Below are 26,714 nucleotides of genomic sequence, written 5' to 3'. Positions count from 1 at the left end.
TTCAAATCGGACGAAAGCTAATCCAGACATGAAAAGACCACCCGCCTTTCTTGCGCTCATTATCACTTTGTATGTCGCCTATTCTGTATGGCCAATCCTGTTTGGGCCTGCATCAAACAACCTGGGCTATGTAGCGTTTTCATTGACTGTTTCGCTTTTTGCTTTCTACGGAAGTGTGATTGCTTGCAATATTCTGGCGATCGTATGCGCCATTGCTGCTCAGGGCGCTCTCGGCACTGCCATAGAAATCATCGATAGCAGCATCTATATGAGCGCTGTCTTGATTGCTGCTGCAGTGCTTCTGGCGCGCGGCGCTCACTATTTACTTTTCAGCAAGCGAGTTCACGAATTCCAAGGAAAGTATGCTCAGTAAAATCCTGGATTGAACGGCAATAACGGAGAAGCAATGCCAGCAGAATTAAGTCAACACGATGGGCTGACGATGACCATCCTGCCATGCCCACGCGGTCGGTCGGGCTGTATTCAGGTTCGCCTCACTGGCACTGCGATGCAGGCAGAAATAACGTCGGAGAAATTTTCTGCGGATATCCAGCAGCCGCTTGACGCGTTTTTTGCGTCGGTTGCGCAGATTAAGGTGGGGGTCGATCAAGATTGGCTTTCTGAAAGCCAGGACTTTTCTTTGTCCGCCACTTTGGACCCATTCTTTCCCGGGTTCATTTACTTGCGTGTGTACCTGGGCTCCACGTCCGATGACGCCTGCGATTGGCAGATGAATGGCTCTTTTTTAGTGACGCCTGAGCAGGTCAGTCAATTCGCCAAAGCGTTGTTGAGCATTTGACGGAGCACTAGGAATTGCCCGGGCATCCGATGGATGTTCCGGCCTTTCACAAAGCCTCAAGCTACGTTAGCGTGCACGTTTTTATGCCGGGAAGCTTCAATGAAAGCAGTGATGGAACGACTTGAAAAATGGTTGGAAACCAATATTCCTGAAATACGTGAAGATTTGGCGCCGGGATGTTCGGACGCTGCAATCGCCGAGTTCGAAAACCTGGTTGGCAGGCCTTTTCCAGACAGCCTGAAGGATCTCTACAAGTGGCATGACGGGCAACGCGGTGCTACGAACTCAGGCCTTTTCTATGGTCTTGAGTTTCTGTCACTGGCAAAGGCCAGAGAGAATTGGGAATCCTGGAAAGACATTATCGATGAGTGGTCGCCCGAAGAAATGACCGAGGGGAGCGCCTTCTGCACGTCTGGAACGCCCGACGCTGTCCAGGCGTTGTACGCCAATCGATACTGGATTCCCTTCGCCTACGACTACGGCGGCAACCATCTCGGCGTTGATCTGGACCCAGGCCCGCGCGGAATCGTGGGTCAGGTCATCAATTTTGGCAGCGACGAAGAAGATAAATACGTTGTGGCTACCTCCGTCGCTGCGTTTATGGAATGGCTGGTTGATCAGCTCGAAAGTGGCAACTTCGCAATCAGTGAGGAAGATGATGGTTCGCGAAGCTTGAACACCAAGGTGCCCGAGTTGTTTCATTTTCTGGATGCGGTTCCCGCTCTGTTTGGGGCACAGCGTGCTGAGTGAGTCGGAATAAGCACTTAAAAGGGAGCTGGTTTTTTTCAAATAACAAATCATGCCCCTTTTTTCACTCCAGACGGTGCAACGTGCTCGAAATACTTCAAGAGGACGGTCATGTACGCTTTCGCGATTAGACAAGGCTATGGCAGCAACAAACTGCTAATTGAGTTCTATCCACAGCCATCGGATATTGGGTTCCAGGAGGCGCTCCGCCTGGTACTGGCGCCATTGGGATTCTCAGTCAGCACCACTGAGCATGGCATTTGGGCATCCCACTCCCATCTAGAAAGCAAGTTTGGAACTGTTCGAATTGATAGCGACTCTTGGAGCACGTTCGGAGAAGCCGACCAGTGCTCCGATAATGCCACTCTCAATAGGCAACTCATTTATGAGCTCGGCTCAATACTGACCACCAGCGGGGCGTTCCAAGAAGTTCCGTGGCATTGCGCTGGCAAGTCGGGTGACTAAATGCCTGCAAAGGGCTAATGAGTGTGGACTGCTATCAGCCATCTTCTGCCCGCCGCGAGACAGAAGAAAACAACCCAACACAGCCGGTCGGCACCGCCCGAAGTGGACCAAAAGCGGGAGTTATCTGCTATGACAGCAATGACGAATTGGTCTGTGAGAGAGATTGTAAAAATATGAGCACCCAGGGAGGCACCGGACCAAAAATGGATTTCATCGTGGATTTCCTGTTCAACGTGTTGGCTTACAAGGTTGGCGTTTTCGTGCTGCGCCTGCTGAGTGGCGGTCGTTTCAAGGGCGAAAGCGGTTTTGCCTGGGGCTGGGCACTCGTCGTCGGCGGTTTGGTGCTGTACACACCTTTTGTGGTTTTTATCGCCCTGCTCATTCATTACAGCGGCGGGTAGCTATCCGTCATTCGCGTCAACTTCTGAAGCGAGTGAAGCGTTTCATCGTCAAAACCCATCAATATCGACCTATAAAAATGAAAACATCAGTCTTCTCTTTACTGGCCATTTTGCTACTCACTCAAACAGGCCCTTCCTTTGCGGACAACCTCAACGGAAAGAATCTCTACTCACAGAGATGCGCCGTGTGCCACGGACCCGATATCAAGGGAACCGGGCCATTGGCCCATAAAAGCAATCCTCCGACACCTGATCTGACAACACCTGCCTTCAAGAAGCGGCTGAATGATTACCCGGGCGTGATCGTGTCCTCGATCATCCTTCGCCCGAACGGCGACCTGATTCCAAAAACCTTGCGCGAGAATGGTGTAAAGATCCCGCCGCACGCCTGGAGCGTCAGCGATTTTCGCGATTTGAATCAGTACATGAACGATGTCATTTCAAAAAAGCAGCACTAAGCCGGGCAACAGTACCCTTCAGCCTTGGTCAGTCTTTTTGTCGGTGCCTTTTATGTTTTCAATCAGGTCAACGACGTAGTCCTGATTGAAGCCCGCCACGAATGACCAGAACAGCAACTTGGCGTAGGCCGCGTACCCTTCCGCATGTTGGCAAAAAATATCGTTGAAGATTTGCTTCAAACATTTCGGATCGTCGTCCGGAACGATCACCGGAAACAGGTCGCCCCTGATAACACCGGAAAGGAACAAGAGGTACAAGAGCCCCGCCAGTATCCCGCCGATGAATGAAGGCAGTATCAAAGCGAACCATGACTTGGCGAGGTTTTCGATTTCCGGATCGGTCAGTATCGACAGTCGTCTGTGAAACCCTACGTAGCCCCCGACATTCCCGGCGATACAAACGATAAAGGGCACTTTGTAGTCGGGCAGACTGTAAGTGACGGCAATCGCCAGCAACAACAGGGCTATGAAAATCCAGAATATTCGCTTCCAGATGATGTTGAGGTCGTCCTGACGATTCATGATCAGCTCCCTGATCCTGGCCATGTGTTGGTCTTCATGACGATAGACGAATCCTGTCGCACGCATGAAAGATCAAACCGGAAAATGCCTCGAAGGTCCGCTTCTGAAGCAACACGCACCCTCGCGGCATTTCGGATGCCACCGCTCAGCCCAACCGCATCGACACTTCAATGTCATCGGCAAACGGCACGCTGAGGTAACCGTTCTCTGGCGAGCGCACATGGGCCAGGTATTCCGGGCAGTAATTGGTGTTGTCGGCCACCACCAGTGCGCCGGGGCGCAGGTGTTTTTCAACCAGATTCAACACATCGCCATACAACGCCTTGGCGCCATCGAGCAGCAACAGATCGACCGTTTCCGGCAGGTCGCTCGCCAAGGTCACCAGTGCATCACCTTCGCGGATTTCAATCAGATCACTGACGCCACCCTCAACGAAGTGATGCCGCGCCAGTTCGATTTTCGACGGTTCGAATTCGCTGCCGATCAGCACACCGCCGCCGTTGTCCCGCAGCGCCGCTGCCAGGTGCAGGGTCGACAGGCCGAACGAGGTGCCGAACTCAACAATGGCTTTGGCCTGGGTGCTACGGGCCAGCATGTACAGCAGTTTGCCGGTGTCGCGGGAGACAGGCAGCCACAGGTCTTTGAGCATGCCGTACAGCTCGCGGTACTCGGTTTTGCTGTGCATCAGGCGCTCGCGTTCTTCGTTTGACACGGTGTTCAGGAGCGGACTGGTGGCGGCGCTGGCCTGGGTGTAGAGGCGTTCGATCAGAGTTGCCAGGGGTTCAGTGGTCAAGGTTGTCATGGTGGTTTTCCGTCAGTCGAGGGCTAAAATGCGAATGATTCGTCGCGTTTAAATGATGCGAGCGAATGGCCCGATTCGCTATTCGCATTCCCTTTTCACGCCTGAGATGACCATGACCGACCGCCAGACTGCCCGTATTTCCTCACGCAAACAGCCGCAACAGGCCCGCTCCGCCGAGTTGGTTTCCGCGATTCTGCAGGCGGCTATTCAGGTTTTGGCCAAGGAAGGCGCGGCCCGATTCACCACGGCGCGGGTTGCGGAGAAGGCTGGCGTGAGCGTGGGCTCGCTGTATCAGTACTTTCCGAACAAGGCGGCGATTCTGTTTCGGTTGCAGAGTGATGAGTGGTTGCAAACCACGGAGATGCTGCAGCGGATTCTGCAAAATCGGGAAGCATCGCCACTGGATCGTCTGCGCACGCTGGTGCATGCGTTTATCCGTTCGGAGTGTGAGGAGGCGCAGATGCGCGGTGCGTTGAGTGACGCGGCGCCGCTTTATCGTGATGCGCCCGAGGCCCATGAAGTACGGGCGGCGGGCAAGCGAACCTTTGAGGCGTTCATGGTTGAATTGCTGCCCGAGGCGAGCGAATCCACTCGTACGCTGGCCTGCGATCTGATCCTGGCCACACTCAGTTCGGTGGGGAAGGATTTCTCACTCAGCCCGCGTACTGACGACGAAATCACCGCGCGTGCGGAGGCGATGGCCGACATGTTTCGTGCTTATGTGGTTTCGCTCGATGCCAGGTAAAGCTGTCGATACGCCGTCACCAATTGTTCCTGGTTGAACGCCAGATTGCGGCCGCTGGGATTCGGCAGAACCCACACTGCCGCACCGCCAAACGGGGTGTTTTGCAGCCCCCATTCAATCGACTTTTTCCCGGACAACCCGGCATAGGCAGCCTTGCCGAGAAACGCCACGAAGCGCGGCGAATACCGGGCGATCTTGCGTTCGAAATTCGCAGCGGCGGCGGTGAATTCGTCCGCCGATAACTGATCCGCCCGGGCCGTCGCCCGCTCGACCACCGCAGTCAACCCGCAGTGAAATTGCAGGATCGAGCAATCGTTTTCCGGGCTCACTTCTTGCGGTGTGAACCCGGCCAGGTGCAGCGTGCGCCAGAAGCGATTGCTTCGTCCGGCGAAGTGATGCCCCTGCTCCGCCGCCAGCAAGCCGGGATTGATCCCGCAGAACACTACGGACAGGCCTTCGGTCAGGATGTCTTCAAGCATCAACTTTTCCCCTTTATTGCAGATACTCCAATCTGTACGACTGCGTGTTTTGATATTGACCGTTCAAAACAGTCATACCCCATTCCTTCAAGCTACAAGCCCTTGCGCAAAAACCTACAAATACGTCAGAAAGTGCTGGCTTGTGGGCCAATTCCTTAGGCTTTATCTTTCCCCCGGTCCCTGCTCATCGACAGAATGAAAAGCACATTCAAGATTGATGGGCAGGCCTTGATCAAAACAAAGAAGGCGCGATTGACGGCACCGTCATCGCTCCCTAACCTACCCACATCCCGCCCAAGGCAGTAAGCCGTCCTAACCATCCAGGACGTGCCAAACCCTTGGGCGTTTTTGTTTTCAGGAAGAACGTATGCCCACAGCGGTTCTGGTTGACGGCGCCTACTTCATCAAGCGATTTCGAAGGATAGAACCTCACAACGCATTCAATGCCGAACGCGCTGCCGATCTGGTACACCGATGGGCAACAGCTCACCTGATGTCCAGAGCCTTCTCTGGTCAAAGTGGCCTGCCTTCAGGGCCGCAGCAACGTCCCAGAAAAGAGCTTTATAGAATATTTTTCTACGACTGCCCTCCATTGGACACAAAGCAGCACAACCCCATAACGAAAAAATTCGTGGACTTCTCCAAATCCAAAGAAGCGGTTTTTCGTAGAGAGCTACATATTCGGTTGCGAAGCAAACGCAAACTGGCCCTGCGGCTGGGACATCTATCGAAAGATGTGAAATGGACAATCAAACCCTCAAGAATCGCCGAACTGCTCAAAGGCAAAATTCAGATATCCGACCTGACAGAAACCGACGTCAGCATAGACACCCGACAAAAGGGGGTTGATATGAGAATCGGCGTCGATGTCGCATCACTTTCGTTCAAGCAACAAGTCGATCAGATCGTCCTCATTGCGGGTGATGCAGACTTTGTACCGGCGGCGAAGATGGCTCGCCGCGAAGGCGTTGATTTCATACTTGATCCGATGTGGCAGAACATTCCTGATGGGTTGATGGAGCACATCGATGGATTGCGCTCCACATGCCCGAAGCCGAAGCTTCGACCCGCATCCAATGACCACAGTATCGATCTGGGTTCAAACCCATGATCCGCCCGGCAACTGGCCCACGGAATAACCTCAAAACTGTAACTGTTAACCGCGCAGATCATGAGTGAAATTATGGCCATTTCCCGCCCTCATGAAGTGAGCGAAAACCTTGGAACTGACCATCACCACCCTCCTCGTCACCTTCGCCGGCGTGTTCCTGATCTGCTTCATGAAGGGGGCGTTCGGCGGTGGTTTTGCGATTGTCGGGATTCCGTTGCTGTCGTTGGTGATGGACCCGATCACGGCTGGCGGGCTGTTGGCGCCGCTGTTTGTCGCCATGGACTTGTTCAGTCTGCGCTACTGGAAGCCCTCAACCTGGTCGAAACCGGATCTGCGCCTGCTGGTACCAGGACTGGTCGTCGGCATCGGCCTGGGTTATCTGCTTTTTCGGGTGCTGGATCACCGAGCGATCGCCATCGTAATGGCGGTGGTCACCCTGCTGTTTGTCGGTTTGTGGTTCAAGGCGGGTGGAGAAGTCCGCGTGAAGCCGCGCTCATCGCCCAAAGCGCTGGCCGCCGGCCTTACATCGGGCATCACGACCATGGTCGCGCATTCCGGCGGGCCGCCGCTGGCAATCTATCTGTTGCCGCTAGGCCTGAGCAAACAGATGTATGCCGGAACGACCAGCCTGTTTTTCACGGTCGGCAATCTGCTTAAAGCCGTACCTTGGCTGCTGCTGGCCAAACCCAGCGGCAACGTCCTGACGCTGATGTTCGTCAGCCTGCTCGCCGTACCCAGCGGGGTCTGGCTGGGCTGGCGGCTGCACGCCAGACTGGATCAGCGCCAGATGTACCGCGCCTGTTATGGCTTGCTGGTAGTCACGGCGCTGAAACTGTTGTGGGATGGTGTCGAGGGATACATGGCCTGAGTGAATTCTCAGGTCAGATCCGGTTTACTTGAACACCGGCACGGCAGCCGACCCGTCCGACTGTTTGAGATACTCACGCAACCGCCCACCGATTTCCGCAATCTTCGCCTCCCCCTCTCGCAAGGCTTGCGGGTTGGTGTGCACGGAGTAGTTTCCCAGCGCCAGGTCATAGGGATGTGGTTGCGCCGAGCCGATCACGAACACCGTGCCTTCGCGCATAGCCTTTAGCGTCACGGCGCCGTTGCCAGGTTCGAAGACCGCCATTTCACCCGCGCTGACCAGATCCGGCGCCGCCAACAGTCCACGGCTGACACTCAGCCATAACGACTCGTGACCTTCGGGTGGGGTGTACGTCCAGGATTCCCCGGCACCCAGCGTGACCAACAAGTAATTCATTCCCGCAGGCGCTCTAACCGGGCTCTGGACACCTTGGTGCAAGCCGAGAATCACCCGCGCCGGCCCCACTTCAGGCATCGCGCCGGACTCAAGGTATTGGCTGTCGACACTGGCGTTTTCCAGCTCTGGAGGCAGCGCCACCCACAGTTGAAAGCCCTGAACCCGCTCCGAAGTACCCACCGACATTTCCTTGCCGTGCCAGACGCCGCCGCCCGCTCGCATCCACTCCACGCCGCTGTAATCAATCATGCCCTTGCCCGACTCGGCGTCCTCGAAACGCAAGTTGCCTTCGGTAATCACCGTGACGGTGGCGATCCCCGAATGCGGATGCATCGGCATGCCGTGAATGAACGAAGCCTCGCCTTCAAACAGATCGAGGAACACAAACGGCTTGATCAGATGCCCCAGATCCGAAGGGCTCATCAGTCGCACGATCGCGCCATGCCCACTGCCGCTGGTGCGATAACGGATTGCTCGGAGGGTATGGGTTTCACGGGTGTAGCCAGAAAGTTGTTGCTGAACGGTCATGATGATTACTCGGTTCTGTCGCGGGGTGCGGCCAACAAAAAAATGCTGAAGCGCGGTGAAGGAGCCTGTCCTTCACCGCGCTCGGGTATCAACCGCGACGAGCGTCGAGGCTGAAGCGGCCGGCACCGAAGGCCACGACCTGCAACAGGCCACCGGCCATGGCGATGTTCTTGAAGAAGTGGATGAACTGGTTCTGGTCAGCCAGTGCACTGTGGAAGGCCAGTGCGGTGAACACGCTGAACGCAGCCAGCACAGCGGCGACGGTGCGGGTGCGGTATCCGGCGATCAGCGCCAGGCCACCACCGACTTCAACGATGATCGCCACTGCCAGTGCAACTTGTGGAAGCGGCAGGCCCACCGAGCCGATGTAACCGATCATCATGGCCGGAGCGGCCAGTTTGGAAAAACCGGAGAGAATGAAAATCACGCTGAGCAATACGCGGCCAATCAAGGCAGCCGAAGCTTGTTTGGTGTCGGAAGCGTTCTGTTCAGAAGCCTGTGTTTGAGCGATGTTTGCAGAAGTAGCCATGGGAGTATTTCCTTCAATGGGGTCCGGTTCGACTTGAACCGTCCGGATGAAGAAATGTTGCGCCTCGGCAGCTCATCTGAATAGCCGACTAATTTAGATCATTACGTTCGATAAAATAGGTAAGCTGCATATTCCACGGTAATGCGCCCATGGCGACTCAAGGACACAGGCATGATCTCCGATCCAGGCACACCGACACTCGATCAACTGCGCGTATTCCTGACTGTCGTCGAAGTCGGCAGTTTTGCAGCCGCTGCGCGCAAGCTTCACCGGGCGACGTCGGTGATCAGCTACTCGATCGCCAACCTTGAGATGCAATTGGGCGTCACCTTGTTCGATCGTGAAACCACCCGCAAGCCGCAACTGACCGACGCCGGCCGCACCGTGCTGGCCGAGGCCCGGACCATCGCCAACGGCGTGCACGGCTTGCGCGCCAAGGTCAAAGGCCTGCTGCAGGGGCTGGAGGCCGAAGTGCACGTGGTGCTCGACGTGATGTTGCCCGCCGAGCGCGTGGTGGATGCGCTGAAATCCTTTCGGGAAGAATTCCCCACCGTCGCCTTGCACCTGCACATGGAAGCACTCGGCGCAGTGACTGAACGGGTGATCAATCGCGGCGCGGTGGTCGGCGTCAGCGGGCCCATGAACGACGGCATCAACGGCATCGAAAGAATCGGCATCGGCAGCGTCGAGCTGATTCCGGTGGCAGCGCCAAATCATCCGCTGGCTTCGGGCGAAGCCAACGTTCCCGGTGCCGGACGTGAGCATACGCAACTGGTGCTGTCCGATCGCTCACGCCTGACCAAAGACAGGGAGTTCGCCGTGCTGAGCAACCGCACCTGGCGCCTGGCGGACCTGGGTGCCAAACACATGTTGCTGCGCGAGGGCATCGGCTGGGGGAATATGCCGAAGCCGATGATTCAGGAGGATCTGGACAGCGGCCGACTGGTACAGCTGGATTTGTCGGAGTACACCAGCGGGCAATACACCTTCGATGCGATCTACCGTACCGATGTGCCACCGGGCCCGGCGGCGCGGTGGTTGATCGAGCGGTTTGTACAACAAGGCAAGGCGCACGTGACGGCTGTCTGAAGCGCCCGCGAAACCAATTGATATTTCACTGAAAAAAGAGCACGACATGGAGTTATCTTTGATCAAAGAAATGTTCGAGTATTCGGCTTACGCCATTCTCGGAATTCTGGGTCTGTTTATTTGTTTTTGCGGGTTGTTCGTTTGGCAAAGCCGTTTATTGCCAAGCCGGCTGAATGACATTGGTTGGAAAAGAGTTGATTACGCCTGGATCATCGCGGGCTCGATGGGCCTCATATTTCAATTTATCCAGGTTGGCCTGGACTCAAAGCTTTCAAACCTGAGAGTGGAAGAAACCTTTGGTCAGCTTTCTGCCCAGTCCCTGAATATCGCAGCAGACGAGTTAAGCGATGCCAGAATCTGCTTGCCAATTTCAGTGAAAAAAGACGACGTACTGGAGCGCGAATCAGCCCAGCAGCTCGCTAGCGCCTGTGATCTGTTTCAAAAAATTCGTCCTGTAAACCGCGTGGACACTAAAGTAGACAGAAACGTTTTCATGAATTACGACAGCGTTTTTCCAGAGGCTGAAAGATTTTCCGATCCGCTGATCGTTGAACAAGTGAAGCGCTTCAAACGGGCCTACGCCGATTACGAGGAACAGGCTCAGGCATTACACAAAACGCAATACGCTGCCTACGTCTACGAACGGTACCTGAAACTCCTTCAATTAATGGCAACACCTCTTCTGGTGGTCGCGGTTGCCCTCAGATTGGCCAAGGTGAAGGGTGAAATTCGATTAAAAACCCACCCTATGGAAAATAAACCGGACAACTCCATCTCCCCGCAAGCGCTGGCCAATGCGGTAAAGGGACTGGCAACTTCGGCCCAAGTGGACGACCTGGTCGTCAGGCTCAATAAACTCGAAAGTTCAAACCGGCTCAAACTGAACATTATCTTCATAATGATGTTTGTACTCGGCGCGGGGATTATCTCGGTGTTTATGCTCTCGAACGTTCACTAGAACCAGAACTTCAGTGATTCAATTATCAGGGTTCGCCGCAATCTCGCGCCTGCGTCGCAGGAGCTTTACATCCTTCAACGAAGTTGACGAGCGGTCATCCGAATGTTCAGATGCCGCCCTGTTTCAGGTGTCCCATGCCGCCGTGCATGGGGTGAAACGGGAAACCGGTACGTTCTTTTCGAACAAGTCCGGTGCTGCCCCCGCAACGGTAGGCGCGTGATGCTTTCGACACACCACTGTGGCCAGACGGCCATGGGAAGGTGAAAGCGTCCATACGCGCAAGCCCGGAGACCGGCCTGAAATTCTGTTTGGCAAAATCCTGCGGTGGGCGGGCATGGGCCGGTGTCGGCGTGTGCGCGATGCCTTCTCCTGCATGCTCTTCTGCGAAGATCCTTTCGAGAAGACAATGATTCGACCTTTTAACACTCCGGCTCCATCCCTATTGCTTGGCTGTCTGTTCAGCCCCCTGTTGCTGGCGGACGACGCGCCGCTCGAACTCACTCAGCAAATCGTTTCCGCGCCGTCCGTGGAGTCCACGACCGTGGCCGACATGGCGCAATTCGGCAGCAAGGTCGAGATCGTCACCCGCGAGCAGATCGAACGTGCCGGCCCCAGCGCCGATGTCACCCGCGTCATGCAGATGTTCATTCCCGGCCTGTACGTCGCGCCGAAAAATGGCCCGTTCGACTACGGCACCTATTCCCTGCTGGGCGGGCGCAACGATGACACGCTGATCCTGCTCGACGGCGTGCGCCTGAACAATCGCTTGTATGGCGGCCTGTACCTGGACACCCTGCCGGCCAACGCCATCGAACGCATCGAAGTGCTCAAGGGTGGGCAGAGCCTGCTGTTCGGCACTCAGGCCGTGTCCGGCGTGATCAACATCGTGACTCGCAGCCCGCAGAGCCGCAAAACCTCCGGCGAAGTGAACATGGGCGTGGATACCTTCGGTGGCACCACCGAGGATGCGCGGGTCGAGAACATCTTCACCAACGGTTTCGGCGACCTGGGCTTGCTGGCCTACGTCAGTCATAACGTCTCGGACGGCTATCAGCCGTTTCGCAATCGCGACATCAAGAACGACAGCGAAAAGAAGCGCGCCTACGAAGTCACCACCTTCGGCGGCAAGGCGATTCAGTCCTTTGGCGACGATGCGCGGATGGAATTGTTCTACCAATACGCCGACGCCAACCTCGACTTCGCCCGGCCGGTCGACAACCACAAGACCACCAACGACCGCGTCCAGCAGATCGCCACGGCGACCTTCGAACAGAACATCAACGAGCGCCTGAGCTACTTCGTCAAAGGCCACATCAACGACTGGGACACCCGCTACACGCGCATCAACAACACCGCCAATGGCGGCACCAGAACCATCAACCACAACGACTACTGGGGCTTCACCGACTGGGGCGTGCAGGCCGAAGGCAAAGCCGAATTGCCCGGCGGCCATGTGCTGGTGTTCGGTATGGACAACCAGTGGTTCAAGGGCCAGGACGATGTGCTGATCATCGACAATGACAAGGCTGAAGCCCACGCGCTGTACACCCAGTTGCGCCCGCAGATCGACGCTCTGCCCGACTGGCACCCGAGCATCGGCATTCGTCACGAAGCCATGAGCGGCGGCGACAGCGCCACGGTCGGCATGCTCACTTCGCTGTATGACCTCAATGAACACTGGGCACTGCGCGGCCAGTACGGCACTGCCTACAAACTGCCGAACGCCGAGCAGTTGTTCGTCAACGAACCGGGCGACGAGTTGGGCAACCGCAACCTGAAACCGGAGAAAAGTCGCAACGCCGAACTCGGCCTCGACTACAAAGGCTTGCTGCTCGATCGCGAATTCAGCGCCAGCGTCACCCTGTTCAAACGCAAGATCGACGACTTGATCACCCTCGACGATATCCAGTGGGTCAACGGCCAGGGACAGATCCAGATGCGCGGTTTCGAGGCGGACGCGAAACTGGCGCTCAACGATCAATGGAGCCTGCAAGCGGACATGACCCGCAACCTCACCGAGTCCCGAGCGGGAGTGACGATCAACGACGTACCGAGCTTCTTCGCCCGATCGCGCGTCGGTTACGAGTCGGTTGACCGGATGTGGGGCGCCGGGGGTGCGATCCGCTATATCCGCGATGTCATCAGCTCGAAACAGGTCGAGTACGGCCATTACTCCGTGGTGGACGCCGACGCTTATCGCTACCTGGACGGCGCTCACCAGCACCGATTGAGCCTGCTGGTGGAAAACCTGTTCGACCGCGATTACGTCACCAGCCGCTCGAACAACGTCGACAACCTCGGACGGCCGTTCACCTCCGAAGTGCGCTACACGTACCGTTTCTGATGGCTGAAATCAAAACCATCGACGGCGTCGACACGCACCCGGACTGGTCGCATGTTCCCGCCCATGCCCGCCACGTGTTCCTCTGCACCGGCCCGCGCTGCACCCAGCGCGGCGCCTTGCAGATATGGAAAACCCTGCGTCGGCACTTGCTGGCGCATGACCGCATCGAGACCCCCGGCGGGGTTTTGCTGACCCGCACGCACTGTCAGTTCCCGTGCAACCTGGGGCCGGTCATGACGGTGTATCCGGAGACCTGCTGGTATGGCGTGCGCAGCCACGCGGATGCGCAACGGCTGGTCGAAGTGCACCTGGTGGGCGGCGAAGTGCTCGAGGATCTGTTGATCAAGGAGCGCTCGTGAGAACGCTGTGCTTTCTGGCGGGCGCCCTGCTCTGCGCTTCTCCGGTTCTGGCAGATGACTACCGCAATTGTGGCGAGACCTGGCACTTGCCGGCATCACCACCGTCGCGGATTGTCGCCCTCAATCAGCATGCGGCCGATCTCGTGTTGGCGTTGGGCGCCGGCCCGGCGCTGGCCGGCGTCGCCTATCTGGATGACACCGGTGCGCCGCAATCCGAGTACTTAGGCGTGCCGGTGATTTCGCCCCGCTATCCATCGAGCGAAGTGCTGTACGCGCAGCAGCCGGATCTGGTGGTCGGCGGCTTCGCCACGGCGTTTGGCAACGGCGTCACGTCACGCAGCGGACTGGGGCGCAACGGCGTGGCTTCGTATTTGCTGGAATCGGCCTGCAACGGACATTCGCTGGATTACTTCGAACACATCCGCAACGACCTCTCGACCCTCGGCGCCTTGCTGCACCGACAGCAGCGCGCTCGAGAACTGAGCGATGCGATGGATGCCGATCTGGAAAAGGCCAAGGCTTTAACCCGCCCGGGCAGGCCGCTGTCAGTGTTCTATCTCGACAGCGAGGTCAACGGTCTCGACAGTGAAGGCCGGCGTGGATTTGTCACCACCCTGCTGGCCGCAGCCGGGGCTCGAAACCTGTTCGCCGACATCAATCAATACCGGGTGACCGTCAGCCGCGAAACCCTGCTCGCCAGTGATCCGGATGTGATCCTGCTGGCCGACGCGCAATGGTCGCCGGCCAGTCGCAAGCGTCAGTTGCTGATGCAAGATCCGGTGCTGTCGACCCTGCGGGCCGTACGCCAGAACCGGATGATCGATATTCCCTTCACGCATCTGTTGCCGACGGTGGGCAGTGGTCGGGTGGCGCTGGAGTTGGCAGAACGGCTCAGGGCCTTACCTTGAACATCACCGCGAGAAATCTCTGAAGACCCGATAGAATCCCGAGCCACTGGCCCCTGGCATCTGAATCATGCCACCCAATCCATACCTGCAGATTGATCAAGGAAAGACGCTCATGGGTTTGAGAACAATATCGTTCGCTGTGTTACTTGCAGTGGTTCTGACTGCTTGCGGTGGCAGCAAGGACAAAGCGCGGGAGCTGGTCGAATCCACTCGCTACGACGACTTCGAGTCCCGCCTGGAGGTGTTGTTGGAATTCTTCAACTCACACTACTGGGCACTGCCGGTCGATACCATTCGCGAAGTCGTGACAAAAAACCTGGATAGGGAAGCGACCAAACGCCAGATCATTGATGTCTACGCCGATCATTTCACCGAAGAAGAACTCGAAGTGATGATTCGTGCCAACAACAAGAGTCTCGAGGAAACCGAAAGCATTCTTTCCAGTACCAAGGAAGGTCGCGCACTGTTCGACAGAGTGGTGGAGGTACAGGCCGTTGTTGATCAGGTCATGGAAGATGCGGCAAAGGCCCAAACGACCGCAATCGTCGAGGCGCTGGATAAGCTGAATGAGCCTTATGTGAACTAGATTCGTATAAAAAGAGGATCGTACAGCTTTCGGTACTCCCGATTTGCATCATATGGGGACAGATCTATTTTTCAATCGAAGGCGCCGTTTAGCACTTCATAAATCAACCCGGTGGCCAGCGCGACCAGGATCAGATCGGTGCCGACCTGCTGCCATTCGTAGCCGTCGTAGTGCGGCAGTCTGCCGACCAGTCGACCATCGAGCTTCTTCGCAATCCCGGGTGGGAGCGGCTTGCCCCGGGCCAGGTTCTTCTGGATCCCGGGCGGCAACGCCGGGCCCGGGGTCCAGTAGCCGCGATACCCGTCCACAATCCCGATCACCCCGGCGTAGTCGATACTCGGACCATGCCCCTGATACCCGTCTCCGCCTTTTTTCCCCTGATTGCCATGGTCCTGGCTGTTATGCGGATTGCCTTTGCCCTGCCCCTTTCCGTTGCCAGGATCGGCCAGCGCTGTCACCGAACTGCTCAGCAGCGCAATACAGGTCGTGGTCGCAATCAATGTGCGTAAACCGGACATCGGTCGTTCCTTGAATGAATGGGTGTCTCTGGATTCTAGTCAGTTTTTTTACAGGTATGGAGAGACGGCCCTGTCATCGCGGTTTGTGACGATTTTCGATGCGTGCAGCTTCCGGTACTCCCCGATTCGCGCTTACCATGCGCCCGACTCGTATTACTGCGGGGAAGAAGTCTGGCGCCGTCGTCCCGACTTCAACGAAAAGGAATTCACCCCATGTTTGAACGGAACAAACTGGTTCCAGAATTGATGGTCACGGATCTGCAGGCCAGCCTCGCGTTCTGGGTCTCCTGCCTGGGGTTCAACATCGCTTATCAACGCCCTGAAGATGGCTTCGCCTACCTCGACCTGAATGGCGCTCAAGTCATGCTCGAGCAGGTTGAACCGAATGCAGGCCAGTGGCTGACGGCGGATCTGAGCAAGCCTTTCGGAAGAGGCGTCAATCTGCAGATTGACGTTGAGGCGGTTGCCCCCATCATCGAAAGACTGGGCACCGCCCAGGTCTCACTCTATAAAACCTGCAAAGACACCTGGTATCGCGCTGACGATGTCGAAGTCGGCCAGCGTGAATTTCTCGTTCAGGATCCCGACGGTTATCTCGTAAGACTGGTAGAACGTCTGGGCGAACGTCCTGTTTGCCCGATTTGATCAAGGAAGATAAAAACAATGAAAAACGCTTTCCGCATCCTGCTTCTGATCTGCCTTTCGGCCAGCGCAAACGCTGACGAAAACCCCATCGGTTTCCGGACCTCCACACTGCCGGATGCACACAACGACCGTCCGCTGGAGATGGTCGTCTGGTATCCCGCCAAGACCACCGCCACCCCGCAGTTGATTGCCGACGATATTGTGTTCGTCGGGACATCCGCCGTACGCGATGCACCGCCGACTGCCGGTGAGCATCCGTTACTGGTGCTCTCGCATGGTTACCGAGGGAACTGGAGCAACCAGGCCTGGCTGGCCACCGCCTTGGCCCGTCAGGGTTACATCGTCGCGGCGGTCAACCATCCCGGCACCACGACGCATGACCGCAGCCCTCAAGCCGCTGCACAGTTGTGGCAACGACCTGCCGACATCAGCCGCGTCATCGATGCGGTCACCGCTCGGCCCGAGCAGACGGGTGCCGTTTCGATGCGTCGAATTGCAGTAGCCGGCCATTCACTCGGCGGCTGGACCGCCCTCGAAATCGCCGGTTCACGGTTCGATCCCGAGCGCTTTGCGAAGGACTGCACAGCCCATCAAAAACTGGCCAGTTGCTCGGTCTACAAGACGATCAACGTCGCCGACACGCCAGAATCGAAGAGCCGGATGAGCGCGGACTTGAGCGACAAACGCGTCGGCGCGATCGTTTCACTGGACCTGGGCCTGTCACGCGGCATGACCGATACAAGCCTCGCCGCGCTGCCGATTCCGACACTGGTGATTGGCGCTGGCGTGCCGTCCGAAGACCTGCCCGCTCAACTGGAGTCGGCCAATCTCGCCAAGCGCCTGCCTTCGGCATCGTCGCAGTATGTCGAGATCAGCGACGCCAGCCATTTCAGCTTCATGGCATCGTGCAAGCCCGGCGCAGTGGAGTTGCTTGAAGAAGACTCGCCAGGCGACGGCATCATTTGCGGGGATGGTGGTGGTCGTTCGCGTGAAGTGATCCAGCAACAGGTTGTGGCATTGATCGACGGGTTTCTGACCCGGTCACTTGCGAACTGATGACGGTGTTGCCCACGCAGCACCGGGCGGCGCTTGATGAGTTTGAAAGGGCTGAATAACAGCGGGTTTTGACCAAGGTGACTCTGGATGACGGTACGGCAACGGATACCTATGTCTACGCCCTGCGCTAGACAACTTCACCTAAACGGCTACGCCCTGCTCCGCCAGGCAATCCCGGCTGCATGGCTGACCGGACTTCGGAACACGTTCGACACCGGCGTAAGGCCCTCAAGCGAATGGCCCGTGCCCCGTGGCATCGACTGGCGCCATTCGCTGCTGGACACGGATCCGACCGTTCAGGCCGTGTGCCGATTGCCACAATTGCTGGCAGTGGTGGGCGAGTTGATCGGCGAACGCTTCTTCCTCTCCCAGGTGGAGGGCCGCGAGCCGCTTGCCGGTGGCGGCCATCAACAGTTGCACCGAGACTTGTCGACGCAACGCCCCGGCGATACCGTCAACGCGCTGGTGTACCTCGACGATTACGGCCCGGAGAACGGCGCAACCCGCATCGTCCCCGGCAGCCATCGCCCTGCACTCGGCGAGCCCCCGTTCGATTTCACTGACGAGTCCCGCTCGGTGCAGCTTTGCGGCAGTGCTGGCGACATCCTGATCTTCGATGCCGACCTGATCCACGCCGGTAGCCTGAACACGACCGGCGCACGCCGCCGCACCCTGTTGATCACCTGGTTTTCTGAATCGCTCTACACCACACACCTGGAAACAGTGAGCCTCAGAAACATACAAATGGACACGACCGAGCGGTTCGATCCGGCGGACTTCGTCCTCGAACCCCTGAACTGAAGCAGCCACCCGCCACTGAAGGAACGTGACGCCCCATGGACGACACCACGCAGTACAGAATTGCCACCGCTGAAGATGCATTGATCGTTTGCGAACTGGGCCAGATTCTCAACGCCGTCCACCACGCCGCCCGCCCCGACATCTACACCGCCACCACCGAGGACTTCGCCCGTGACCTGCCGCACTGGATGAACTACTTCGACAAACCGGGTCAGGTTGTCTTCATTGCACACGTCGGTCAGCAGCCCGCAGGCTTCATCGCTGCCAGCCTCTCGGCCAGCACCAGCCCGCTGATGCAACCCCTGAACATCGTGCGCATCGGATCGGTGTGCGTCGCCGAAGCCTTCTGGGGCAAAGGCATCGGCCGTCAATTGATGGAGCGGGTCAAAGACTGGGCCATCGAACACAACGCCCAGGAGTTGAGATTATCGGTCTGGCCGTTCAATGAACGCGCGGCACGGATGTATGCAGAGTTCGGGTTTGAGAGCCGCACCGTCGATATGGGTATGCGTTTGTCCCCGGCATGATCAACGCCGACCATGCCACGACGTGTGCATTCTCAATGCGCACGTCGTGACGCAGCCTCGCTCATTGCACGCTGATGTACTGGAATTTCGCCTGGGTTTTTTCTACGGCACTGCGCGCCGCATCCTTCTGACCCTCACCGCCCGCGTAATAGATGCGCATGCCATTCAGATCGAGCGACTCAAACGCATTCTTGATGATGGCCACGTCGAGTGACGTCCCCGCACCGATGATCAAGAAGCCGCTTTCGCCGGCAGACTTGGCGATCAGCAGTTGTTGCTTGAGCAGCGTGGCGTTGGCCCCGCCGCCGGCTGCAATCGCCAGATTGTCGGCGATCAGGCCGTGACTCTGGATTTTGGTTGCGGGCAGGCTGACCTTGTTCTGCCCGGCAGGAAGGGTCATGACATGGGCGTCGGCGGCTTCCCGGTAAATGGCGTCGTCGCTCTTGCCGTGGGATGCACAACCGGCCAGAAGGGCCAATACAGACGCAGCAATCAGTAATTTCACGTTCTTTCCTTGTGAGTGTGGCTCCATGAACACGCAGGATAAGGGAGGCTGCCGTTGGTCAGCAATTCATTTGACTTGGTTGCCTTGAGCAACTATATAGTTGCTCAAGGCAACCATTTGAGCACCCACCATGTCCACGCCCCCTCTCATCGAACGAGCCGACATCGTCCGCCAGTTCAACCGTTTCTACACCCACCAGATCGGCGTTCTGCAGGAACACCTGCTGCAAAGCGATTACTCGTTGACTGAGCTGCGCATCCTCTACGAACTGGCCTCCCGCGGCGACCTGACCAGCGCCGACCTGCGCCAGATGCTGAGCCTGGACGCGGGCTACATGAGCCGGATCATCAGCGGCTTCGACAAAAAAGGCCTGATCCAGAAAGTCCCCTCTGCCACCGACGCCCGCGCCAGCCAGTTGCACATCACCGACCTCGGCCGCGAAATACTCGCCCCGCTGGAACAAGCGTCGCGGCAGGAAGTCATCACCCTGCTCGAACGCATGGCCGAGCCGCAGCAACTGCAATTGATCGAGTCCATGAAGCAGATCCAGACCTTGCTCGAGGGCCGCCAACAGCCGACTTACCTGTTGCGCGACCCGCAACCCGGCGACATGGGGCTGGTGGTGCAGCAACAAACCGTGATCTACACCCGCGAATACGGCTGGAACTGGGAGTTCGAAGCGCTGGTCGCCGAGATCGTCGCCAAGTACCTGCGTGAGTTCGAGCCTGCCAGCGAACGCTGCTGGATCGCGGAAAAGGACGGCAAGGTGGTGGGCTCGGTGTTTGTCATCCGGCACGACGCAACCACGGCAAAACTGCGCATGCTGTTTGTCGACGCCAGCGCTCGGGGGCTGGGGATCGGCAACCGACTGGTTGAAGAGTGCCTGCGCTTTGCCCGGGATGTCGGGTACGAAAAGATGATTTTGTGGACCACCAGCAATCTGGTAGAGGCTCGCCGTCTGTATCAGCGAGCGGGGTTTCAATTAATGGAAGAAGAGTCAATTCAGAGCTTTGGAAAAGAGCTTGTAAGTCAGACCTGGGCGATTGAGTTGTGATGCTCCACTTCCTCTGATTCGCTGTGTGCAAGTCAATCATTTGGCGTTGCCTCCCGGCGCACTCTTGGTTTTTCAAACGCCAACTGGTAGCGTGCGGCACCTCGCTGTATTGCCCGATCCCTTTCGTCATTCGTGACCTGTAAAAGGCAGACGTGCACGAGTACCGTTGCCCCACTCGAGGGCACCGACGCAGGACGCATCGGGCGATGCACAGTCATTCGCAAATGGAGTTCACAATGACGCAAAACAGCACCGTGCTGTCCGGCATCCAGCTGGATCAATTCATGGATCGTCTTGAGGTCGAGCATCAGGAACATGGTGTCGACTACCTGTTGGGCCAGCTGCGCGGCCAACCGCTCAAGGCAACCTCGCTGGAATCGATCGGACGGCTACACGTGCTGTGGGTCAACGCGGGTGATGCAGACGCGGCCAGGGCGGTACTGGCCGGCGACGGCCAGGCACTGATCGAAGCTACGCCTGATGATGAGCGCAACGAACTCAAGGTCAACCTGCTGATCTACCAACTGCGGCTGGACAACTACCTCAAAGATGAGCAGGGCCTGCTTCAGGCGCTCGACACCCTTCAGCAATTGACCAACGAGCCGCTGCCGTTCGATATCGAGCAGTACCGGCGCTACCGCATTTTCGAAGATCTCCAACACGCCACACTCGACGTCGCCCTGAAGACCATCGAAGTGCGTCACACCCTCGCCCTGATCAACCCCGACCGTCATGCACTGCGGGCCTGGGACGATGCCGATCAACACCAGCGACGGGCCCAGGCGCTGGCCGCCCATGAACGCGACGAAGAAGCTCGCGAAGCCGCGCTGGCGGCAATTGCCGCATTACGCACCGCTGGCGAAGATCAGGATGTCGACGGTAACGACTGGCTGTGGCTGGGCGATGCGCTCATCGAAATCGTTCCGTTGCGCCTGGCGATGTTCGAACAGCCGGTTGTGCGATTGATCGCCGAATTGTCGCTGCCCCAGCGTCGAGAATGGGAAGTGCGCCTGGCACGTCTGGCCGCCCGCTCATTGCAGGCCCAGGGCGACCTGGCCGGTGCTTTGAAAATCTGTGAAGTGGCGACCCTGAGTCTGGATTCCGGCGGCGGTGACAACTTCGTTGACTTCCATTTGCCTTGGCTGCTTGAAAACGGCCAGATCGACGACGCCGGGCAACGTGCATTCATGGAAACCTATGAAATGCGCGGCAAAATGTGGCCGGGCACGGCCTACTGGGTACAAGATCGCCTGCTCGATGCCGAGGATCAGTCAGCGTGGTGGCCGTTGTGCGTGATGCGTGCCTGTGATGATCAGAGGGTGCTGGAGCGATTCACGTCCGGCCTGCCGTGGCGGGACGAGTCGACCCCGTCCATGGGCCCGCTGCTCGATGCACTGCATGACGCGCGCGATGACCTTGAGCAAATCGACAACGTCTTCACTCTGGCCCTTGCAGAAGCCCGGCGACGCGCGCCGAATCACCCGTGGATCACTCGCCTGGTGGCGGTGCGTGAACGTCAGGCCGGGCGCATCGACGCCAACACCGAACTGACGATGCTGCGCGAGGCGGTTTCGGCCGGCGATCTGCAGGACTACCGCAGCGTCTACAGCCTGTTCAGCGCCCACGCCAATGTGTTCGGCATATCCGATGCCTTGCGCCAACCCTTGCCGCCATTGGCCAGTGGCATGTACTACTACAATTTTGCGACTTCCCTTGAAAGCGTGGTCGAAGCGCATGTCGAGAACCTTTCAAGCGAGGAGACAGATTCGGCCTGGTGGCGGCTGCGAGAAGTACAAAAGGCTGCTTACGAACAGGGCCAGGCCCGTATGGAGCAATGCTTCGCCAACGGCCACGGGCACCGCTACGATGCCTGCGCGCACCTGTACTCGATGCTGTGCAACAACCTTGCGCTCAATTACCAATGCTACAACGACAAACTGATGGGTCTGGCCCTTGAGTTGCATAGCCGTGGCATCGCCGCCAGCCCGTTCGCCGAGCACTATCAGGGCATCCTCGACAACCGCATTCTGCTGAACGATAACCCGGGCATCGCCGAAGCCGCCGAACAACTCTGGCACTACGCAGCCGACTATGGCTACGGCCGCCACGACCCGGAAGATTACGTACAGGACGTCACCCGCGCCCTGTTTCAACTGGACCGCGAGCGCGAGATTCTGATCTGGCTGGAGCGCGTTCTCAAATGGCAGGAAGAGCGCGAAATCAGCGACAAGGACCTGGAATATTCGCCACTGTTCGCACGAATGAAAATTGCCCTGTACCTGTCATACAGCCTGCCGGAGGCGGCCACTAGCCTGTGGCTACGTTACGCGCCGGTCATTGATGAACTCGCCGAACCCTCTCTGCTGGCTTGTGCCGGCGATGTGCTCAAGAGGCTCGAGCGCAAGGCAGAGGCCGTGGCCTATTATCAGCGCTCCATTCTGCGCAGTGATCCGAACAACGAAGTTGATCAGGGAAACAATGAACTGATCCGCCAGTGGATCGCCGAGCTGCAGGCGCCGGCAAAACCGGCCGGCAAGGCCTGGTGGCAGATATGGAAGTGACACCGGAGCTGCGAACGTCCGGTTACGCCCCGCGCAACGCACTCAATGCCGATCAACTCAAGCGTGGCATTGCCGAGCGCAGCAAGGCCCGAGGTGATGCGCCAGAGGTGGGCAAATGGTTGCTCAACCATTTCTACCGTCATCTGGTCGGCAATTTCGAGCCTGCGCGACGAATCCTGAGCATGGGGCAGGCTATCGAGGCATTGGGAGCCGAGCCGCCATCCTGGGTAGTCAGGCATTTGAGCGAGGCCGGCAGAGATTCACTTGCACCGCTGGTGTGGATCGATCCGCAGCAGGCGCCACTGCTGGCCCAGGAGGCCTTGCTGGTGGAGTTCCTGACCTCGCGCCAGGGCACAGCGCTCGCGGGCAAGCTCGAACGCATCAACTGCCCCCAGGCGTTGTTGCTGTGGCAAAAGGAACACGCGCAGATGGCGGCGCGGGTCGAACAAGGCTGGCGCCAGAGCCAGCCCGAGGCCTTGCTTGCGCGGGTGACCACCGCTGAGCACCTATTGCAGGAACTGCGTCCCGAAAGTTCCTTGCTGCGCGCGGAAATGGCCTTTGAAAGCTACGTGATGCGCCACTGTCTGGGCCAGTTCGCCGATCGCCGCGCCTTGACTGGCGGCTACGGCGAACGCTATGCCGAAGCGGTGGAGCAGCAGCACATGCGCGTGTTCAGTTTGCGTGACAGCCAGGGCCAGCCACACATCACCATCAGCCTGATCGTCCAGGCCGACGGCACCTTGACGGTCGAGCAGGTCAAGGGTAAGCAAAACCGGCCTCCGGTCGAGCGCTATTACCAGGACCTGCTGCAGTGCCTGAATGCCCTGGGCACCGACCAGCAGACACCCGCCGACTGTATCGCCATCGGCATCGTGCGTACCGAAGCAGGCTGGCTGCGTATCGAGGAGGTCAACGACCCGACCGCCCAGACTCGCCTGGTTGCCCGATATCCGCAACTTTACGAGCGCCTCGATGCACCGTCCGCCATGGTCGAATGGCTGGTCGCCGGGCGTCAGCCGCAGCAATTCCTGCAGGCTGCCCCGAAGACGGTGTCGGTCAAGTACGCCATCCGGCATATTTTCAGCACACACATCGAGCGTCAGCCCAAAGACCCGCTGTACCTCACCGAAGGTGTGCCGTGGCCGGAAATGACCTCGCCAATGGCCGAGGAAATCCAGGCCTGGCAGGCCCGGGCAAGGTAAGGAGAGCGGCATGTTTTTGCTTATCGCAGTTGTTGTTTCAGCCTGGATGTTGTGGCGAGCATTCAGACCGCGTGGCGCCCAGTTGTTCAGCCAACGCAGGCACTGGTCGCTGCTGCTGGCCAGGCCCATGGCCGATGCGATGGACGTCGAGGGCTTCTACTCGCCGGCGTGCGATCACTTCACCGAGCAAGCGCAGACGATCGTGCGGGCAGCGCTGCTGCACCAGGCCGGGATACGCAGCGATTGCAATGACGAAGCGGTGCGGTCGCATTTCAATGCGACCCTCGAACAGCGATGGTACGGCCTCGATCTGCAGGCACTGAAGGTTGGCGATGAGCCGCGTGCGGCCATGGCCTTTGCCTGTGTGCGGGTGGCGTTTCTGGTCCGTTGTGCGCTGCTGATGCGTTGGCTCGAGCCCGACCTCGCCTGGCGTGTGCTGCTGCTCAATGCACAGCGGGCGCAGGACTGTTTCGACAGTTGGGAAGATTTCGGCAAGGCCTACCAGCTGGGGCGCGAGCAGTGGGTGGCGGCGTTTCGCGTCGATTCGCTGGGCAAGGCGTTCCATGAGCAGCACCTGCGCCAGTTGCTGACGCCCGGCAGCGGTGCCTGGGCCGATGTACTCTGGGGTACGCCAGCTGCGTTTAACCTGGTTCTGGCGAAAGCGCTTGGGTGAGCGCGTTGTGTCAGAATCGGATGGCCTGCATGGGATCGGAATCTTGTTTTTGTGTGGCGCAATACAAGCTGCCGACCCATGCAGGTCTCTTCAATTCCCGACTTCTTGATCTGTTGTAAGAAAAAGCGGGGAATTCTCAGAATCAGTCCCTTTCATATCAGTGCAAGTCAGAGGGGTTTCTTCATTGAGAGCCGTACTCGTTGCCATTCATTCCAGCAGTCCTCGGCCACTAAGTCCCGGAAACCACGTTCGTTCTCCATGTCAAAGGCGACATCGAATGGAACTGCAACACACGTGGCTTGGTCACGGATCTTGAGGACTTCGGACTCTGTGAGTGGCGAGCCTTTGTCAGTTTCGGGTCGAAACCAGTCACTCGCGAACGTCTGCTTTTGGCCGTTCTCTGCCAGTCGCGTGACTCAGAAAACCCCAAATAAATAGCCGATGTCGAACACAACAAACCGTCGGGAAGAATTACTTCCCGGGTTTCAAACGTTCGATTGCTTCGAGGAGCTGGCCGTCGAAGTACTCAGTTTCATCTCGTTCCTGGTCTTTCAGGCGGCGTTTCGCCTCGATGAGCATGTGTTCGGTGGCAATGTTCTGATTCAAAAAAGTAGCAACCATAAGATCATTCAATCTCTCCAAAGGCGTATCCCAGGCCTCCTTGCAACGCTGAATGAGTCCTGTGGGGGCATCCCCACTCCATGGACCTGCGATATCCGAGACTGCCAGGGTGGAGGTCATGAGCCTGCCTCTGTGAGCAATTGAAGGTCTGGTAATTTCGCACGCTCGGGAGTTGGGTGAATAGCAAAATCGAATCCCGTTTCTGGCCGCAAGCGATCATTCAAACTGAATTTAACCCATCGTATTTTTGGCCTCGGCGCCAAACCTGCCAAGCAATGCAGCCCCCTCCGAAACCCCAAGAATCCCATCGACCGCAGCGATTTTCCGGACCGCGCATTCGAGCCGAAAATCCTCATGCCCGTACACCGCCTCAGCTTCATTGTGAACGGCATAGGCAAGGTGGGCCGCGATACGAACGCTCATTGGTGCGTCCACATCACTTCCCAGGTAATCACCCAGCAACGTCTTGATCTCAAGCAATGTGAGTGCGAGCAATCTGGTTTGGTCAGTCTGCATAGAAGGCCTTCAGTAAGCACAACGTATTTGCCAGCGGGTTTCGTCAGGTAACATAACCTCTCGGCGCGCATCAAGAAAAAGGGGGCTGATATATTTTTCAAATAATCCCCCCCACCCTTTTACTCCTGTCGCATCAGTCAGATGTGTTCCTGATTCACTCAGGCGAACTCAAAAGCGCTGCACCCAATTCGATCAAGCACGCCCTTCCAGAATCTCGAATGAATCATCAAGCGGCGCGTACCCAAGGGTTTTCTTGGTCTGATCAATTGAAAGGCGTTTGTAGCGGTTATCCGAGACGCCATGGACAACATGGAATCCGCTCAGCTCGGCCTCGACGCATCGCTCCAGTAACGCAACGACATCCCTGAAGCTGATAAACGCAGCCACGTCCCGGGGGCTGTGGGTTTCTCCGGCGTGAAATCTGGCTACGTTCGCAATACGGACCGCGATTGTCGTCATTTGACCATCGTTTGCATGCATCGAAGCCAGCGCTTCGCCAAACGCTTTGCTGACCCCGTAAAGGTTGCCTGGTTTCGGTGCCATCCCTTCATGTATCTGGACGTCTTTCGGATAACCCTCAATCGCCTGGGCACTGCTCGCGAATATGAAACGCTTGCAGCCTTGAGCTTTTGCGGCGAACAGCATGTTGTAGGTGCCGATAATATTCACAGGCAGCAGCGAAGACGTGAAGTCGGCGTCCGGGTTCGGATCAGCAGCGAGATGGATCACGGTGTGTATGCCTTCGCAGGCCTCGAGACAACTGGCCTGGTCCCTGATATCGAGAGCGAAACGTTGTGCCGAGTCCGGAAGTGTTGCTACGTCTATATCGGCCAGGCGCAAATCGGATTTATCGGCCCGCGCGGTCCAGAAAGCTCTGCCGATCTGGCCCGAAGCCCCCGTGATCAAAATTTTTGGCGTGCTCATGTCCGTATGTCCTTTTG

At 57.7% G+C, this 26,714-nt stretch carries 32 protein-coding genes and 1 riboswitch; of the genes, 22 read left to right on the top strand and 10 right to left on the bottom strand.

The genetic code is table 11. From position 1 onward, the window contains the following. Positions 1 to 28 precede the first annotated feature (28 nt). The 5 genes from AC3WRD_RS17975 to AC3WRD_RS17955 all read left to right on the top strand — a co-directional run bounded on the left by AC3WRD_RS17975 (position 29) and on the right by AC3WRD_RS17955 (position 2,870). Positions 29 to 373: a hypothetical protein gene (locus tag AC3WRD_RS17975; protein WP_102621595.1), complete on the top strand. Its 345-nt coding sequence runs from the start codon at positions 29 to 31 to the stop codon at positions 371 to 373. A 33-nt stretch (positions 374 to 406) separates the two neighbouring features. After that, positions 407 to 799, top strand: a complete 393-nt coding sequence (locus AC3WRD_RS17970) for a hypothetical protein (protein ID WP_096821744.1) — start codon at positions 407 to 409, stop codon at positions 797 to 799. A gap of 99 nt (positions 800 to 898) precedes the next feature. Beyond that, the gene (locus tag AC3WRD_RS17965) at positions 899 to 1,549 is read left to right on the top strand and encodes an SMI1/KNR4 family protein (RefSeq protein ID WP_102621596.1); all 651 of its coding nucleotides are present in this window, start codon (positions 899 to 901) and stop codon (positions 1,547 to 1,549) included. A 485-nt stretch (positions 1,550 to 2,034) separates the two neighbouring features. Further along, complete coding sequence (locus tag AC3WRD_RS17960; protein ID WP_256580641.1) at positions 2,035 to 2,412, top strand: hypothetical protein; 378 nt, start codon at positions 2,035 to 2,037, stop codon at positions 2,410 to 2,412. Positions 2,413 to 2,489: 77 nt separating this feature from the next. Further along, complete coding sequence (locus AC3WRD_RS17955) at positions 2,490 to 2,870, top strand: c-type cytochrome (RefSeq protein ID WP_096821740.1); 381 nt, start codon at positions 2,490 to 2,492, stop codon at positions 2,868 to 2,870. Between the two features lie 18 nt (positions 2,871 to 2,888). Here the strand turns inward: AC3WRD_RS17955 and AC3WRD_RS17950 are convergent, their stop codons facing one another. Together AC3WRD_RS17950 and AC3WRD_RS17945 are read right to left on the bottom strand one after the other, a co-directional pair. Beyond that, complete coding sequence (locus AC3WRD_RS17950) at positions 2,889 to 3,392, bottom strand: hypothetical protein (protein WP_102621687.1); 504 nt, start codon at positions 3,390 to 3,392, stop codon at positions 2,889 to 2,891. A 145-nt stretch (positions 3,393 to 3,537) separates the two neighbouring features. Then, positions 3,538 to 4,194 (bottom strand): O-methyltransferase, encoded by a 657-nt coding sequence (locus AC3WRD_RS17945; RefSeq protein ID WP_102621598.1) that lies wholly within the window; start codon positions 4,192 to 4,194, stop codon positions 3,538 to 3,540. 112 nt (positions 4,195 to 4,306) lie between these two features. Here AC3WRD_RS17945 and AC3WRD_RS17940 point away from each other — a divergent pair, with 112 nt between their 5' ends. Further along, complete coding sequence (locus AC3WRD_RS17940) at positions 4,307 to 4,939, top strand: TetR/AcrR family transcriptional regulator (RefSeq protein WP_102621599.1); 633 nt, start codon at positions 4,307 to 4,309, stop codon at positions 4,937 to 4,939. On the opposite strand, the gene mug is transcribed toward AC3WRD_RS17940, so the two are convergent. Beyond that, on the bottom strand, positions 4,912 to 5,418 hold the full coding sequence (mug, locus tag AC3WRD_RS17935) for a G/U mismatch-specific DNA glycosylase (RefSeq protein ID WP_102621600.1): 507 nt from the start codon (positions 5,416 to 5,418) through the stop codon (positions 4,912 to 4,914). The two genes, AC3WRD_RS17940 and mug, sit on opposite strands and share 28 nt — an antisense overlap. 367 nt (positions 5,419 to 5,785) lie before the next feature. On the opposite strand from mug, the gene AC3WRD_RS17930 reads away from it, so the two are divergent. Both AC3WRD_RS17930 and AC3WRD_RS17925 read left to right on the top strand, forming a co-directional pair. Continuing rightward, entirely contained in the window at positions 5,786 to 6,529 is a 744-nt protein-coding gene (locus AC3WRD_RS17930) for an NYN domain-containing protein (protein ID WP_102621601.1), read from the top strand. 109 nt (positions 6,530 to 6,638) lie between these two features. Then, positions 6,639 to 7,397 (top strand): sulfite exporter TauE/SafE family protein, encoded by a 759-nt coding sequence (locus tag AC3WRD_RS17925; protein WP_102621602.1) that lies wholly within the window; start codon positions 6,639 to 6,641, stop codon positions 7,395 to 7,397. 24 nt (positions 7,398 to 7,421) lie between these two features. On the opposite strand, the gene AC3WRD_RS17920 is transcribed toward AC3WRD_RS17925, so the two are convergent. Further along, a complete protein-coding gene (locus AC3WRD_RS17920; RefSeq protein WP_102621603.1) occupies positions 7,422 to 8,321 on the bottom strand; it encodes a pirin family protein in 900 nt (299 codons plus the stop codon). Positions 8,322 to 8,409: 88 nt separating this feature from the next. Continuing rightward, positions 8,410 to 8,850 carry a DoxX family protein gene (locus AC3WRD_RS17915; protein WP_096821733.1) on the bottom strand — a complete coding sequence of 147 codons (441 nt, stop codon included), beginning with the start codon at positions 8,848 to 8,850 and terminating at the stop codon, positions 8,410 to 8,412. A gap of 171 nt (positions 8,851 to 9,021) precedes the next feature. On the opposite strand from AC3WRD_RS17915, the gene AC3WRD_RS17910 reads away from it, so the two are divergent. The 6 genes from AC3WRD_RS17910 (at position 9,022) to AC3WRD_RS17885 (ending at position 15,094) form a co-directional block, all read left to right on the top strand. After that, complete coding sequence (locus AC3WRD_RS17910) at positions 9,022 to 9,939, top strand: LysR family transcriptional regulator (protein WP_102621604.1); 918 nt, start codon at positions 9,022 to 9,024, stop codon at positions 9,937 to 9,939. Between the two features lie 46 nt (positions 9,940 to 9,985). Next, positions 9,986 to 10,897 (top strand): hypothetical protein, encoded by a 912-nt coding sequence (locus AC3WRD_RS17905; protein ID WP_102621605.1) that lies wholly within the window; start codon positions 9,986 to 9,988, stop codon positions 10,895 to 10,897. 108 nt (positions 10,898 to 11,005) lie between these two features. Beyond that, positions 11,006 to 11,211, top strand: a riboswitch (cobalamin riboswitch). 92 nt (positions 11,212 to 11,303) lie between these two features. After that, on the top strand, positions 11,304 to 13,241 hold the full coding sequence (locus AC3WRD_RS17900) for a TonB-dependent receptor plug domain-containing protein (RefSeq protein ID WP_102621606.1): 1,938 nt from the start codon (positions 11,304 to 11,306) through the stop codon (positions 13,239 to 13,241). Further along, positions 13,241 to 13,600 (top strand): (2Fe-2S) ferredoxin domain-containing protein, encoded by a 360-nt coding sequence (locus AC3WRD_RS17895; RefSeq protein ID WP_102621607.1) that lies wholly within the window; start codon positions 13,241 to 13,243, stop codon positions 13,598 to 13,600. Before AC3WRD_RS17900 ends, AC3WRD_RS17895 begins: the two co-directional genes overlap by 1 nt. Beyond that, a complete protein-coding gene (locus AC3WRD_RS17890) occupies positions 13,597 to 14,508 on the top strand; it encodes an ABC transporter substrate-binding protein (RefSeq protein WP_102621608.1) in 912 nt (303 codons plus the stop codon). Before AC3WRD_RS17895 ends, AC3WRD_RS17890 begins: the two co-directional genes overlap by 4 nt. Positions 14,509 to 14,620: 112 nt before the next feature. After that, positions 14,621 to 15,094 carry a DUF2059 domain-containing protein gene (locus tag AC3WRD_RS17885; RefSeq protein ID WP_102650857.1) on the top strand — a complete coding sequence of 158 codons (474 nt, stop codon included), beginning with the start codon at positions 14,621 to 14,623 and terminating at the stop codon, positions 15,092 to 15,094. A gap of 71 nt (positions 15,095 to 15,165) precedes the next feature. Here AC3WRD_RS17885 and AC3WRD_RS17880 read toward each other — a convergent pair whose 3' ends face one another. After that, on the bottom strand, positions 15,166 to 15,612 hold the full coding sequence (locus AC3WRD_RS17880) for an anti-virulence regulator CigR family protein (protein WP_102621610.1): 447 nt from the start codon (positions 15,610 to 15,612) through the stop codon (positions 15,166 to 15,168). A 213-nt stretch (positions 15,613 to 15,825) separates the two neighbouring features. Between AC3WRD_RS17880 and AC3WRD_RS17875 the strand changes: the two genes are divergently transcribed. The 4 genes from AC3WRD_RS17875 (at position 15,826) to AC3WRD_RS17860 (ending at position 18,641) form a co-directional block, all read left to right on the top strand. Next, the gene (locus AC3WRD_RS17875) at positions 15,826 to 16,257 is read left to right on the top strand and encodes a bleomycin resistance protein (RefSeq protein ID WP_096821725.1); all 432 of its coding nucleotides are present in this window, start codon (positions 15,826 to 15,828) and stop codon (positions 16,255 to 16,257) included. An 18-nt stretch (positions 16,258 to 16,275) separates the two neighbouring features. Then, positions 16,276 to 17,313 carry an alpha/beta hydrolase family protein gene (locus AC3WRD_RS17870; protein WP_102621611.1) on the top strand — a complete coding sequence of 346 codons (1,038 nt, stop codon included), beginning with the start codon at positions 16,276 to 16,278 and terminating at the stop codon, positions 17,311 to 17,313. 111 nt (positions 17,314 to 17,424) lie between these two features. Beyond that, positions 17,425 to 18,114 (top strand): phytanoyl-CoA dioxygenase family protein, encoded by a 690-nt coding sequence (locus AC3WRD_RS17865; RefSeq protein ID WP_102621612.1) that lies wholly within the window; start codon positions 17,425 to 17,427, stop codon positions 18,112 to 18,114. 35 nt (positions 18,115 to 18,149) lie between these two features. Further along, complete coding sequence (locus tag AC3WRD_RS17860) at positions 18,150 to 18,641, top strand: GNAT family N-acetyltransferase (RefSeq protein ID WP_102621613.1); 492 nt, start codon at positions 18,150 to 18,152, stop codon at positions 18,639 to 18,641. 61 nt (positions 18,642 to 18,702) lie between these two features. Here the strand turns inward: AC3WRD_RS17860 and AC3WRD_RS17855 are convergent, their stop codons facing one another. Next, positions 18,703 to 19,146, bottom strand: a complete 444-nt coding sequence (locus tag AC3WRD_RS17855) for a hypothetical protein (RefSeq protein ID WP_102621614.1) — start codon at positions 19,144 to 19,146, stop codon at positions 18,703 to 18,705. Between the two features lie 130 nt (positions 19,147 to 19,276). Here AC3WRD_RS17855 and AC3WRD_RS17850 point away from each other — a divergent pair, with 130 nt between their 5' ends. The 4 genes from AC3WRD_RS17850 to AC3WRD_RS17835 all read left to right on the top strand — a co-directional run bounded on the left by AC3WRD_RS17850 (position 19,277) and on the right by AC3WRD_RS17835 (position 24,636). Further along, positions 19,277 to 20,200, top strand: a complete 924-nt coding sequence (locus AC3WRD_RS17850; RefSeq protein WP_102621615.1) for a bifunctional helix-turn-helix transcriptional regulator/GNAT family N-acetyltransferase — start codon at positions 19,277 to 19,279, stop codon at positions 20,198 to 20,200. A gap of 236 nt (positions 20,201 to 20,436) precedes the next feature. Next, positions 20,437 to 22,761 (top strand): hypothetical protein, encoded by a 2,325-nt coding sequence (locus AC3WRD_RS17845; RefSeq protein ID WP_102621616.1) that lies wholly within the window; start codon positions 20,437 to 20,439, stop codon positions 22,759 to 22,761. Continuing rightward, positions 22,752 to 23,963 (top strand): hypothetical protein, encoded by a 1,212-nt coding sequence (locus tag AC3WRD_RS17840; protein WP_102621617.1) that lies wholly within the window; start codon positions 22,752 to 22,754, stop codon positions 23,961 to 23,963. Before AC3WRD_RS17845 ends, AC3WRD_RS17840 begins: the two co-directional genes overlap by 10 nt. A 10-nt stretch (positions 23,964 to 23,973) precedes the next feature. Next, positions 23,974 to 24,636 (top strand): DUF1266 domain-containing protein, encoded by a 663-nt coding sequence (locus tag AC3WRD_RS17835; protein WP_102621618.1) that lies wholly within the window; start codon positions 23,974 to 23,976, stop codon positions 24,634 to 24,636. A gap of 471 nt (positions 24,637 to 25,107) precedes the next feature. Here AC3WRD_RS17835 and AC3WRD_RS17830 read toward each other — a convergent pair whose 3' ends face one another. The 3 genes from AC3WRD_RS17830 to AC3WRD_RS17820 form a co-directional block, all read right to left on the bottom strand. Then, positions 25,108 to 25,377 carry a hypothetical protein gene (locus tag AC3WRD_RS17830; RefSeq protein ID WP_102621620.1) on the bottom strand — a complete coding sequence of 90 codons (270 nt, stop codon included), beginning with the start codon at positions 25,375 to 25,377 and terminating at the stop codon, positions 25,108 to 25,110. Between the two features lie 111 nt (positions 25,378 to 25,488). Further along, positions 25,489 to 25,773 carry a hypothetical protein gene (locus tag AC3WRD_RS17825; RefSeq protein WP_102621621.1) on the bottom strand — a complete coding sequence of 95 codons (285 nt, stop codon included), beginning with the start codon at positions 25,771 to 25,773 and terminating at the stop codon, positions 25,489 to 25,491. Positions 25,774 to 25,965: 192 nt separating this feature from the next. Further along, complete coding sequence (locus tag AC3WRD_RS17820) at positions 25,966 to 26,697, bottom strand: NAD-dependent epimerase/dehydratase family protein (protein WP_102621622.1); 732 nt, start codon at positions 26,695 to 26,697, stop codon at positions 25,966 to 25,968. Positions 26,698 to 26,714 lie beyond the last annotated feature (17 nt).

The sequence above is a fragment of the Pseudomonas sp. FW215-R2 genome, from assembly GCF_058789255.1.
The sequence above is the reverse complement of the archived record's forward strand: the minus strand, read 5'-3'. Positions and strand labels throughout refer to the sequence as shown.